This is a genomic window from Staphylococcus massiliensis CCUG 55927, assembly GCF_000298075.1.
Lineage (GTDB): Bacteria > Bacillota > Bacilli > Staphylococcales > Staphylococcaceae > Staphylococcus > Staphylococcus massiliensis.
The window spans coordinates 150,982-163,245 of record NZ_JH815594.1 but is presented as its reverse complement, the minus strand read 5'-3'; the positions used below and the strand labels follow the sequence as shown (position 1 = coordinate 163,245).

Here is a 12,264-nt window from a genome sequence, read left to right as displayed (position 1 = left end):
AAACAATCGCATAAGGGGGCCGTTGTGCGAAAGAAAAATAAAACAATCGCATAACGGCCCCGTGACCATTTCGAAATCTAAATCAATACTTACTCGATCGATTTAAATAATGAGAAATTTTCGGTTACGAAAATTTTCCTTATTACAATGACTGGGGTAAACAATGTAACATGGCCCGCCTTTATACAACACCCCGTAATCCCAAAGGGCTTTTCAAATGATTAAGAATTTCACATCGTGATATACTTAAATGACAGTTATATTAATTTACGGGGGTATCTAACATGGCATTTACGGATCGCGTTTTTAAACGAGTGGAACCAATTTGGGCGTCTTACCTTGAGCATCCTTTCGTGAAAGGGATTGGCGATGGGACGCTTGATAAAGAGAAATTTATGCATTGGATGAAGCAAGATTATATTTATTTAATCGAGTATGCGCGCCTGTTCGCGATTGGGGTTCAGAAGTCTACGGATTTATCGATGATGACGACGTACAGTGAGCTTGTGCATGGGACGCTTAACATTGAGATGGATTTACATCGTCAATACGCGCAGAAATTTGGTATCGAACCTGAAATGCTAGAGGACACGAAGCCTGCTGCGACGACAAGTGCTTACACAAGTTATATGTTGAATTTAGCGCAGCGCGGCGGAATCGAGAACGTGATTGCTGCGGTCTTAACGTGTACGTGGAGTTACAATTATATTGGATTGAAACTAGATGAAATCGAAGGCGCTCGTGATCATGAACTTTACGGCGAATGGATTAAGATGTACGCATCTGACGAGTTCACGCAGTTCAAAGAGGATTGCATCGAGCTTATGAACCGTGCGGCTGAAGGCAAGACTGAGGCGCAACTTCAAGAGCTTGAAGACATCATCGTGCGCACAAGTTACTTCGAGTACATGTTCTGGGACATGGCTGAAAACATGGAAACTTGGCCAGTTCCGACTAAATAATTTGATGGGTTTCTTGCCCATCTTTGAAAAGCCCTATAGTTTTAGGCGGGGTTTCATGCTTATCCTTGAAAAGCCTTATATAACTAGGTAGGGACTTAAGCCCATTATTTAAAAGCACTTTATAACCAAATCGGTCAAATTTCATATTACAAACCAAAAAAGGTTGGGACATAAGTTGTGAAATAGAGCGTTTAAGCTTTATTTCATACAATTCTCAAAACAGCTGACTCAGAGGGCGGGGCCCCGGCAAAGAAATTTGCGTAGCAAAATAACAAGCTATGCAAGCCGGGGCTCTTCCTCATGAACAAAGAAGCCTGAGCTTCTTTGTAAGTCCAACTATCGTATTGAAAATACGAGTTGGGCTTTAGGAGACTACAGGCTCCGGCCATGCCCCAGGAAAGCATGCTGTTTAAGAGAATTGCTATAATATGCCCAACCTTTTTTCGTTAATATAATATTTCAGTTTCTTTAACATCTGTGATAAACATGTAACCTGGCGCGTGCGTAATCATTAACTCAGGTTTCGCACTAAGACCTACTGATTGCGGTGTTACCCCGCAACCCCAGAATACGGGCACTTCGCCATCACGTATTTCTACGGGTTCACCGAAATCAGGCTTAGAGATATCCTTGATACCGATTGCACTAGGATCACCGATGTGAATCGGCGCGCCGTGAACATCCTTAAAGTTAGTGGTAATTTCAGTTGCCTTAATGACTTGTTCCATTGTCATCGGACGCATGCTTACTGTTACAGGTCCGTTAAACAAGCCACTTTCAGTCGTTGGAATCGATGTCATATACATCGGCACATTATGACCTTCCTCTAAATGTCTTAAAGGAATGCCAGACTTTAATAGCGCATGCTCAAATGTGAAACTACAACCGATCAGAAAGCTCACCATGTCATCCGTATAAATATCCTTGATATCTTCGACAACATCCGTTCGAACGCCGTCGTGATACACGTAGTACTCACCGACATCCGTTCTAATATCCGCATCCTTACCATATATAGGAAAAGAAGTTTCACCCGTTTCAGAAACATCTATTAACGGGCAAGTTTTAGGATTTCTTAAACAAAATTTCAAGAAGTCATACGCATATTTCTCAGGTAATATCACGACATTTGCTTGAATAAAACCGTCAGCCATACCACTCGTATGTTGTCTAAGTTGGTTACTTCTAATAAGTTCTCGAATTTCCTTCGGTGCTTTGTCTTTTAAATGCATAAAAAGCCCTCCCCTTAAAAAGCTATTTACGTTTATAAATAGGTGGTTTATTTCTAAAGAATAAGTTAACGAGTAATAAGATTAAACTACTACCAGTTAATATGATCGCATTAAATATGGCATCATCCGGAACAATAACTTCTTCAGGTTTAACTGTAATATAAAATTGTGAAATACCGTCTGAAATGCGTTTAGCTGCTTCTTTTGAAATGAAAATTAAAGCAACCGGAATAATAACCGTAATTAAAGTTAAGAATAAATTGATAATTTTAATCGCTGTTCGATTAAAAATAAGTGTAATGATATGTAAAATGATACTTAATAAACAAGCAATTAAAAATGCATAAATACCATATACTAAAAATTGAACATATTGCTCAGCATGATTAATATCTATATTTAACTGCTGATGTACGTTGTTGGCTAAACTTTGTAGCGATTCAAGGTTAATCTTCTTGCCAAGTACGTTCAGTTTAAATAAATGATCTTTAAACATACTGAATCCAGCAACTACCATTAATATTAAAGATAGTAGCGATAAGATCATACTCATCCAAGAGCGACGTTTCTTACCATAGCGACCTCTATGGATCTCTTGGTCAAAAGCCGCATCGAAATTATGGTGCGGTTGGACGTTTGATTTCATGAGGGACTCCTTTCATTCATATTACGTTTCATTATACTAAGCTTTTTCTCAAGTTTAAAATGATTTATGACAATTTACGATTGGAATATTTAGAAAATCGACAAGAATGGTATAGATGAATGAACACATCTAATCTTTAATTTTTTGTAAAAAACGTTTATGATGATAATAATAAGCTAAAAAACAAAGTGAGTGATGAACAATTGATAAAGCGTAGAGTTATCAATAAGATGATTGAAAAATATTTATCACGTCATCGTCAAATGCGTTATACAAGTGAATATGACGTTGATGCCTTTTTAAACGTTTGTAAAGACAAAAATCGTCTTAAGCATAAACAACCGGATTCAATTAACGTTAAATCAAATCTAGATAAAGATTCATTTAAAGACATGCAAGTCTTTAGATTTAACTTCGGCCACCATGTGCAAAAGAAAATCCTATATATTCCAGGTGGTTTCTATGCGTTGCAACCATCCGTGTTCCACTGGCGCTTTATGGATAAACTTGCATACAACACGCTACATGACATCGTGATGCCGATTTATCCTAAGTTACCAGACTTTCATTATCAAGAAACGTACGACGCGATTAAAGCGTTGTATTTCGATTTAGTCGATCAAGTTGGAGCGGACAACATAATCATTATGGGTGATTCCTCAGGCGGTACGATGGCGTTGTCATTAACACAACAACTTATGAAAGAGAACAAGCCTTTACCACACAAACTTTACCTGATTTCACCATGGCTTGATGCGACGATGGCAAACCCAGCAATAACAGAGTCTCTTCAAGATCGAGATCCTGTTGTGTCACGATTCGGTATTCAATCATTATCGAGCCGTTTTGGAAAAGGCCTAAAACTAGACGACCCGATTTTATCGCCATTAAACGGTCAATTTGAAGGACTACCACCGATTTATTTATTTGCAGGTTCTGAAGAAATTAACTTACCAGATTATAAAAAGTTACAGGATATATGCATGGATTTAAACCAATCATTCCAGTATTATGAATACCCTAAAATGATTCATAGTTTTCCATTGTATCCAATTACTGACTCACGTAAAGTCATTAAACAAATTAAAAAAACATTATAACTAATATTTATAGACTGATTTACACGAAACTGTGTAATTCAGTCTAATTTTTAGTACACTAGATTTATACAGATGTATTTAAATGTGAAATTATTTAAATTAACATCTGTAATGATTAAGTGTGTTAGCCCTTTAGAAATCTCGATAATTAAAAGAAATGCGAATTCAAATGTCGCAATATTTTGATATTTCAAAGGACTTTTCAAAACAAGGGGGACTTATCTGAGACCATCGTGTGCTAACAGACTTTATATCAATCAAAGGGGGATATTATGGATATTTTACTTGGGACTTTATTCTTAATCTTGGTATTACTCGTCTTTACCATTTTTACGTATAAAGCGCCTAAAGGTATGAAAGCAATGGGGGCACTTGCGAACGCAGCAATCGCAACGTTCTTAGTAGAAGCATTCCAGAAATATGTAGGTGGCGAAATATTTGGCATTAAATTTCTTGAAGATTTAGGAAGCGGTGCAGGCGGTCTTGGAGGCGTCGCAGCAGCTGGACTTGTCGCTCTAGCAATAGGCGTGTCACCGGTGTATGCATTTGTTATCGCCACGTCTTGTGCAGGCTTAGATTTATTGCCAGGATTCTTCGCAGGGTATTTGATAGGCTTCGTGATGAAATACGCTGAGAAACGTTTACCAGACGGTGTAGACCTGATCGTTTCGATCATCGTGATAGCGCCACTCACACGTTTAATTGCGGCAGGGGTGACACCGTTAGTTGATGGTTCTCTACATAGAATCGGGACTATAATTCAAAGTAGTACGGATGTCAATCCAATCATTATGGGTATCATTCTAGGTGGCGTCATCACTGTAGTAGGAACGGCACCACTCAGTTCCATGGCTTTAACTGCGCTACTCAGTTTGACAGGCGTACCAATGGCAATCGGTGCGATGGCAGCTTTCAGTTCATCATTCATGAATGGATTGTTGTTCCACAGATTAAAGCTTGGTGATCGTAAATCAACGATATCTGTTAGTATTGAACCATTATCACAAGCAGACATCGTTTCTGCCAACCCAATACCGGTTTACGTAACGAATTTCTTAGGTGGGGCAACAGCGGGCATCGTGATAGCGCTCAGTGGTATGGTGAACGACGCGACGGGTACTGCAACACCTATAGCCGGTTTTCTTGTCATGTTTGGTTTTAATTCTCCAGGAAAAGTCATTATCTATGGCGTAGCGATGGCTATTATTGGCTTAATATGGGGCTTCTTAGGCAGTCTCATGTTCAAGAACTATCCAATTATTACAAAACAACAAATGCAGCAAAAAGAAAAGACAACTAAAGAAGCATAAATAACATAGATTAAAGGTCCTGTGGGATAATTTAGACGAACTAGGTTTAACAAACAATTCCCTTAAACAGCATGCTTTCCTAGGGCATGGCCGGAGCCTGTAGTCTCCGGCCTCATGCTATTCCCACAGGAGTCAGCTGTTTAGGGAATTGTAATACATAAAGCTTTTATGCTCTTTTCATGTACTTTTTCTTAGCTTATCTACGCCCCCTCAGGACCTTTTTAGCTTATTCGGTAATTTGAGTTAAAATATTTAAATAACCGTGGATACGGTATGTTTCATTCAATAAACCTGCCAAACTGTCGGGATCCTGTATGTGTTGTCGCGCTTGCATTTCTACCAACTTTAGCTGACGCTTGTTAATGTGAAATAACTTCATTATCGCTTCGTCTAACGCTTCCTCATCATCCATCTCCGCTAAAAGTCCTTCTAATTTTTCAATCATATTTTGTTCACCTTGTAGTGTCGCTAGATCAAATGACTGATGAATGCGTTCAGTAACCGGACCACTTACATATAACTGTTTCTGATCATTGAAAGTTATAAGTTTCACCTTAAGGTCATCTTTTAAATCAAGTAAGCGACTTTGAAGATGCGTTTGAGTTAATTGAGCTTGTTTGGTCTTAAAGGACTTTTCAGGGATGTGAATTAAATGACCTAAAGATTGATGCGGATTTAACTTAGGTTGCGCCTCGCTATAAGCCTTGAAGTTGTCCATGATCGCTTTAGGGAAAGGTTCTGGCTTACGCGTCTTACGACTAATCCCCATCATCATAACTTCATGTGTCGCAACGATTTCTTGAGACGTGTTATACATTTCTAGGAATAGGTGTGTACGCTTCTCATCCAAATCAATGAGTAGGACACGTATGTCAAATTGCTCACCTAACGTAATTTCTTTAATGTAAGTCGTATGTAATTCGAGCGTGAATACCGTGTAAGCGTGCGCGTTTCGATATGCGTTCGTTAATCCCATATCGTTGTTAAAGTCGTTTACCGTTTCACTAAAGACGCGGTTGTATTCCGCATCGTTCATATGATTATTGCGGTCAATCCAATCCTCAATAACCTCACCTTGATATGACAGTGGTGCGTTCATGTCGACGACCTCCTTCGTAAACTGTTTAAAGAAATTTTATCATGACTTCAATGCCTTGTATAACGCGAGTTCCTTTCGAAAAGTAAATTAAATTTAATCATTTAATGAAATCAATAATCAAAAGCATTTAAAGCACAGAATAAAATGCTTTTAAATTTACGGTAAATTTTGAATATTCTGATTTATCATTGATTGTGATTTGAAATAGATATATAATGAACCAAAAGTTACAAATTACTTTTAAAAAGGGGATTTTATACATGAAAAAGAATATCTATGGTAATACACCATGTTTCTTAGGGGGTGACAATCTTAGTCAAACTGACGACTACAACACGGATGTGCTCGTGTATGGCGTGCCATTCGAAGGACCTTGTACATGGGGTGATTACACGGGTTGTGAACTTGGGCCGAAACAAATTCGGTTGTCCTCAGCGCGTTATAGTGGCTACTTACCTGAACTCGACCACATCGATGTCTTTGAACATCTATCAATCGGTGATGTAGGGGATGTTTCTACTGTACCTCATGATGTCGAAGCGACTGTCAACGAGATCGAACGCTTTGCGACGAAACTATGGCAAACAGGTAAATTCTTAGTCGGCTTCGGTGGCGATCATGGCGTAACGTATCCAATCTTAAAGGGACTCACTTCTACGAATCAAAAGGTCGGTATTATTCATTTAGACGCGCATTATGACAATATGCCTATTCATGAGGATGAACGTTTCGCACGTAATACTCCATTTATGCGTCTCTATGAAACAGAGGGCATTGTGAACGAAAGTATTATGCATACCGGCATTCATGGCCCTCGTAATAAGCCAGATACAGGGCGCTATGCGAAAGAGAATGGTGCAACGACAATTACGATTAATGATATTAAAGCACAAGATGACCTAAAAGCCTATGCGCGAGATATCTATAAACAAGCGTCTAAAGATGTTGACGTAGTGTATTTAACCATTTGTAGTGACGTGCTCGACTTTGCTTTTAACCCAGGGGGACCAGTTGATGGCAATGGTTTAACAAGTTATGAGCTCTTAACGCTCGTGTATGAATTTGCGCAGTTAGGTCTTGTAGGTATGGACTTTGTCGAAGTGTATCCGATGCAAGATCCGAACCAGAATAGCGCGCACTTTGTCTCGACGGTTGTCTTATACGTCTTAGCCGGTCATGCGAAATATCTGAATAAAGTTTGAACATCATAGGGGATGGTCTTTATGGAAAAAGAAAAGGGGATTAAAAAGTTAAAAATCCTAGGACCAGGTATGATTGTAACAGCTTCATTTATAGGTCCAGGTACTGTAACAACGATGACACAAGGTGGTGCCTCGTTTGGTTATAGTTTGTTATGGACAGTGATCTTTTCAATTATCGCAACAATTATCTTACAAGAAATGATTGTCAGAATTAGTTTAGTGACGAACGAAGGACTTGGTGAAGCCATTCAAGATTTATTTCACCATCATATTCTAAAGTTCGGTGCAGTATGGTTCTCAATGATTGCAGTGACACTTGGTTGCGCCGCCTATATCAGTGGTGATTTGTTAGGTACATCGCTTGGTGCATCGTACTTATTCAACATTCCTGAGAATGCGGTTGCGCCTGTAATTGGCTTGATTATTTTAGCGATTGGTATTAGCGGAAGTTATCATCTTGTTGAGAAGATGATGCTTTTACTTGTAGTCATCATGGGTATCATCTTCATAACGACGGTATTCATTGTGCAACCCGACTTTGGTGCTGTTTTAAAAGGCGCGTTCTTACCTTCTCTGCCAAATGGTTCGGTACTTACGATGATTGCACTTATTGGAACAACGGTAGTACCGTACAATTTCTTTATTCACGCAAATTCAGTACATGAACGTTTTGACGGTACGCGTGATTTAAAAGCTGCTCGACTCGATACGATCCTATCAATTACTGTGGGCGGTTTGATTTCAGCATCGATTTTAATTCTAGCAGGCGCGTTAATCGATGGTAAAAAAGTGACGAGCGTGGTACAGCTCGCAGAACCTTTAAAGCCGATTATGGGTGATTTTGCGCCAGTCATGATTAGTATCGGTTTATTTGCGGCAGGATTATCTTCAGCAATTGCCTCGCCAATGGGTGCCGCGACTACGATTAGTAGTTGCATGGGTTGGAAAGGTGGCATGAAGAATACGAAGTATAAAATTGTCTTCGCTATTATCATCATGATTGGTATTATTACGTCAGCTCTAAGCTTCGAACCATTGGAAGTATTATTGATAGCTCAAGCGTTAAACGGCATGATATTACCACTCATTGCCATTTTAATTTATGTCATTATTAATAAGAAAGGTATGATGGGTAAGTTTAAAAATGGCACAGTTTTAAATATTCTAGGCTTCCTAGTTGTCTTAACTGTATGTTTTCTAGGTTGCTATAGTATGTTTGATGCGATAAAAACATTTGTGACGGGATAATTACATCTGGTTTCATTTTGAAAATGTGATATAGTCAACATATCATTATGTTGGAGGTTATAAGCATGGATTCGTTTCGTCAAAGGGAAATGCGTAAAGATGAACATGTGAAACTCGCGATGTCGCAACATCAGAACGTACAATCAGATTTTGAATATATGCGATTTGTACATCATTCAATCTCGCATATCAATTTAGAAGATGTAGATTTGTTGGTAAATAGGTCCTTTATGAAAGGGAAGAAACCTTTATATATCAATGCGATGACAGGGGGTAGTCGTTGGACGAAGTCGATTAACGACAAACTCTCTCAAGTGGCACATACCTTAGATATCCCGATGGCTGTCGGTTCAACGCATGCAGCGCTTAAAGATGAATCGCTCAAAGATACCTTTGAGATTGTAAGACACAATCATCCTAAAGGACTTGTAATGAGTAACGTTGGCGCAGATGTATCTTTAGATGGTGCGAAACGTGCAGTAGAAATGTTAGAAGCGGATGCCCTTCAAATCCATGTGAATACGCTTCAAGAGCTCGTTATGCCAGAAGGTAGTCGTGACTTTGTTGAATGGATGACACATATTGAATCTATTCAAAGTGAGATCGATGTTCCTGTTATTATTAAAGAAGTTGGCTTTGGTATGAGTCATGAAACATTATCGCGCATTCAATCACTCGGCATTAAACATGTAGACGTGAGTGGACGTGGTGGCACGAACTTTGCCCTCATTGAAAATGAACGTCGACCACTGAAGGACATGGCATATATGTCAGACTGGGGTCAATCAACTTTAATCAGTTTACTTGAAACAAAAGCCTTTCAAGATGATATAACTGTGTTTGCGAGCGGTGGTATTAGAAACCCTTTAGATGCGATTAAAGCGTTGACACTTGGTGCTACGGCAGTAGGCATGTCACGACCAATATTAGAATATGTAGAACAATATGGCGTCGACGAGACGATTAACTATTTAGAAACATTTTATCATCATATGAAAAAGATAGCTGTATTGCTTGATAAAGGTGATTTAGAAGCGTTGAAAGATGCTCAATATGTGATGGATCCTTATGTAATGAATTGGATAACACAACGAGGAATATAAAAAAAATAGGCTAGGACTTTTTAACAATTCCTATAAACAGCATGCTTTCCTGGGGCGTGGCCAGAGCCTGTAGTCTCTGGTGTCACGCTACTCCCCTAGGAGTCAGCTGTTTAGGAATTGTATGAAATTAAGCAATTAAGCTCATTTCATGACAATTGTCCTAGCCTTTTTATTGTTGATATTAGAATTATTTAAAGATGTTGATGAAGCCTGTGATAATTGGTACACCAAGTAAGTCTACTAAGAACGCACCAACAATAGGTACAACTAAGTATGCTTTTGGAGAGTTACCAAAACGTTTCGTGATGGCTTCTAAGTTTGCCATTGCGTTAGGAGTCGCACCAAGACCGTGACCAATAAAGCCACCAATCATTACTGCAGCATCATAGTTTCTGCCGAGTAAGAAGAATACGACGAATACTGAGAATAACACAACGAAAATAATTTGAACGATAACAATTACAGTTAACGGTAATGCTAAACTATAGATTTCTACAAGTTTAATACTCATTAAAGCGAGTGATAAGAAGATATTTAATGAGATATCTCCGATACGATCATTAATTTTAAGGTCCACGATATTAAGCCCAGTAAATTCACTAATGTTACGCACAATTACGGCAATGAACATGGCACCAACGTATACAGGTACGTTTTGGCCTGTAGCTTCACTGAATTGTTCAGCTAAGTATGTTCCTAATGCCATACAGAATGAAATGATCGTTAATTGAATAAAGAACACTTCTGAGAATGTAAAACGATTGTGTAACTTCTTATTGAAGTCGAGTTGACTGTAATCTTTCGAAGTATTTTCAGTTTTAGCTGGTTCTAAGTTGTGCTTTTTGATTAAGAAACGTACGACTGGTCCCCCTATTAAACCACCTGAAACAAGACCTAATGTAGCTGCAGCTAAAGCAGCAGTTAAAGCAGAATCAACGCCTAGTTCTTGCACGGTTTGACCATATGCCGCAGCGTTACCATGTCCACCTTCCATTGACATGGTACCAGCTGTTAAACCAAGTAGTGGATCTAAGTTCATTACTTTGGCAAGTGATACTCCAATCACGTTTTGCATGATGGCAAGAATACCACATAATAACCAATAGATTAAAAGGACCTTTCCACCGAGACGTAATAATTTAAATGATGCACCTAGTCCAATTGTAGTGAAGAAGGCGATCATGAGGAAGTTTTGGAAAAACTTCGAATCAAGTTTAATGTTCACAATTCCTGTTGACTGTAAGATTGCGACTAAGATAGCGAATATTAATCCACCAATAACCGGTGATGGAATACAAAGACGCCTGAATATGTTAACTTTGTTTACAATAGCTTGACCAATTAAAAGCATGAGACAAGCTAGAAACAAAGTTGTAAGATTGTTTAATTCTATCATCTATTTTCCCCCTAGATTTAATTTAGAAAGGGCTTTCATGGCCAATGTATTATATTATACAGAAAAATTATAAGTGATTCCACATATTTTTCGAACTGCACAATTGTATTTTTACTATATACATAACGTTTTAAATTATTAGAATATTTAAATAATTAGTCACGATGGCTTTTGCGATATTGAGAAGCACTCATACTAAAGTGTTTTTTGAATGCTTTTGAGAACATGAGCGCATCATGATAACCAATTTCACGCGCAATTGTATTAATCGGTTTGTTGGTATGAAGTAGTAGTTGGGAAGCTTTGTACATTCTGAGGTGTATTAAGTAATATTGAGGTGATTCGTCTAAGTTGTTCTTAAAAAGTTTATAGAGATAGCTACGACTTAAATTCACGTGCTCTGTGATGTCATGAATGGTAATGCCATCCATATAGTGATTATGAATGTAGTTTAGTGCTTTTTCTAAGGTGGAATACGATTCAGGTTTAATATCTTCAATTGGTTTCGGGAATTGAAGTTGAAGATGATAGAGCAGGTCGTATAGGTGACGCATGAGTCGAATATCGTCTGAAAGTATTGGATTATAAGACCTCGCAATATCACACATATTGAATATGATATGAGAAAGCGTCTTGGTATCTGTGTCTTGAATCACATAGTCTTCGTTTACAGTTGAACGTGAGAGATAAGAACGGACTTGCTTGCCACTAAAACCAACCCAGTAGTATGTCCAAGGGTTAGTCGGCGACGGATAATAGGATACGTTAATATCCTTCTTTAATAGAAATAAGTCGCCTGCTTTAAGATGATAAACTTGGTCTTCGTAATGAATTGTACCGGAACCCTTTGAGATATAATGTAAGACTGCTTGTCGTTTTACTTTGTAGGTGTAATCGACATGAGGTGTTCCGATCTCAATGCCACATTCATCTATTTGAGCTTAATAATTATCTTTCTTGAACTTC

At 38.4% G+C, this 12,264-nt stretch carries 11 protein-coding genes; 6 read left to right on the top strand and 5 right to left on the bottom strand.

Annotated features, from left to right (window positions below):
- Window positions 1-284: 284 nt before the first annotated feature.
- Entirely contained in the window at window positions 285-962 is a 678-nt protein-coding gene (tenA, locus tag A33S_RS0109505) for a thiaminase II (RefSeq protein ID WP_017176785.1), read from the top strand.
- Between the two features lie 446 nt (window positions 963-1,408).
- Here the strand turns inward: tenA and A33S_RS0109495 are convergent, their stop codons facing one another.
- Together A33S_RS0109495 and A33S_RS0109490 are read right to left on the bottom strand one after the other, a co-directional pair.
- Window positions 1,409-2,194, bottom strand: a complete 786-nt coding sequence (locus A33S_RS0109495; RefSeq protein WP_009382933.1) for a putative hydro-lyase — start codon at window positions 2,192-2,194, stop codon at window positions 1,409-1,411.
- Between the two features lie 22 nt (window positions 2,195-2,216).
- The gene (locus A33S_RS0109490) at window positions 2,217-2,840 is read right to left on the bottom strand and encodes a hypothetical protein (RefSeq protein ID WP_009382932.1); all 624 of its coding nucleotides are present in this window, start codon (window positions 2,838-2,840) and stop codon (window positions 2,217-2,219) included.
- Between the two features lie 188 nt (window positions 2,841-3,028).
- Here A33S_RS0109490 and A33S_RS0109485 point away from each other — a divergent pair, with 188 nt between their 5' ends.
- Together A33S_RS0109485 and A33S_RS0109480 are read left to right on the top strand one after the other, a co-directional pair.
- Entirely contained in the window at window positions 3,029-3,940 is a 912-nt protein-coding gene (locus tag A33S_RS0109485) for an alpha/beta hydrolase fold domain-containing protein (protein WP_338009726.1), read from the top strand.
- A 272-nt stretch (window positions 3,941-4,212) separates the two neighbouring features.
- Complete coding sequence (locus tag A33S_RS0109480; protein WP_017176782.1) at window positions 4,213-5,250, top strand: PTS sugar transporter subunit IIC; 1,038 nt, start codon at window positions 4,213-4,215, stop codon at window positions 5,248-5,250.
- 226 nt (window positions 5,251-5,476) lie between these two features.
- Here the strand turns inward: A33S_RS0109480 and A33S_RS0109475 are convergent, their stop codons facing one another.
- A complete protein-coding gene (locus A33S_RS0109475; protein ID WP_009382929.1) occupies window positions 5,477-6,349 on the bottom strand; it encodes a thioesterase family protein in 873 nt (290 codons plus the stop codon).
- A 260-nt stretch (window positions 6,350-6,609) separates the two neighbouring features.
- On the opposite strand from A33S_RS0109475, the gene A33S_RS0109470 reads away from it, so the two are divergent.
- The 3 genes from A33S_RS0109470 to fni all read left to right on the top strand — a co-directional run bounded on the left by A33S_RS0109470 (window position 6,610) and on the right by fni (window position 9,902).
- Window positions 6,610-7,551, top strand: a complete 942-nt coding sequence (locus A33S_RS0109470; protein ID WP_009382928.1) for an agmatinase family protein — start codon at window positions 6,610-6,612, stop codon at window positions 7,549-7,551.
- A gap of 21 nt (window positions 7,552-7,572) precedes the next feature.
- The gene (locus tag A33S_RS0109465) at window positions 7,573-8,799 is read left to right on the top strand and encodes an Nramp family divalent metal transporter (protein ID WP_017176781.1); all 1,227 of its coding nucleotides are present in this window, start codon (window positions 7,573-7,575) and stop codon (window positions 8,797-8,799) included.
- A gap of 65 nt (window positions 8,800-8,864) precedes the next feature.
- On the top strand, window positions 8,865-9,902 hold the full coding sequence (gene fni / locus A33S_RS0109460) for a type 2 isopentenyl-diphosphate Delta-isomerase (protein WP_009382926.1): 1,038 nt from the start codon (window positions 8,865-8,867) through the stop codon (window positions 9,900-9,902).
- Between the two features lie 187 nt (window positions 9,903-10,089).
- Here fni and gltS read toward each other — a convergent pair whose 3' ends face one another.
- Together gltS and A33S_RS11845 are read right to left on the bottom strand one after the other, a co-directional pair.
- On the bottom strand, window positions 10,090-11,298 hold the full coding sequence (gene gltS, locus A33S_RS0109455) for a sodium/glutamate symporter (protein ID WP_009382925.1): 1,209 nt from the start codon (window positions 11,296-11,298) through the stop codon (window positions 10,090-10,092).
- A gap of 155 nt (window positions 11,299-11,453) precedes the next feature.
- Entirely contained in the window at window positions 11,454-12,233 is a 780-nt protein-coding gene (locus tag A33S_RS11845) for an AraC family transcriptional regulator (RefSeq protein WP_268741334.1), read from the bottom strand.
- Window positions 12,234-12,264 lie beyond the last annotated feature (31 nt).

What these genes read in the sequence shown, in the direction of transcription:
- A33S_RS0109480 (WP_017176782.1), top strand. Translation starts at nt 4,213, where the DNA reads ATGGATATTTTACTTGGGACTTTATTCTTAATCTTGGTATTACTCGTC.
- A33S_RS0109490 (WP_009382932.1), bottom strand. Translation starts at nt 2,840, where the DNA reads ATGAAATCAAACGTCCAACCGCACCATAATTTCGATGCGGCTTTTGAC.
- A33S_RS0109465 (WP_017176781.1), top strand. Translation starts at nt 7,573, where the DNA reads ATGGAAAAAGAAAAGGGGATTAAAAAGTTAAAAATCCTAGGACCAGGT.
- A33S_RS0109495 (WP_009382933.1), bottom strand. Translation starts at nt 2,194, where the DNA reads ATGCATTTAAAAGACAAAGCACCGAAGGAAATTCGAGAACTTATTAGA.
- A33S_RS0109470 (WP_009382928.1), top strand. Translation starts at nt 6,610, where the DNA reads ATGAAAAAGAATATCTATGGTAATACACCATGTTTCTTAGGGGGTGAC.
- gltS (WP_009382925.1), bottom strand. Translation starts at nt 11,298, where the DNA reads ATGATAGAATTAAACAATCTTACAACTTTGTTTCTAGCTTGTCTCATG.
- A33S_RS0109475 (WP_009382929.1), bottom strand. Translation starts at nt 6,349, where the DNA reads ATGAACGCACCACTGTCATATCAAGGTGAGGTTATTGAGGATTGGATT.
- tenA (WP_017176785.1), top strand. Translation starts at nt 285, where the DNA reads ATGGCATTTACGGATCGCGTTTTTAAACGAGTGGAACCAATTTGGGCG.
- fni (WP_009382926.1), top strand. Translation starts at nt 8,865, where the DNA reads ATGGATTCGTTTCGTCAAAGGGAAATGCGTAAAGATGAACATGTGAAA.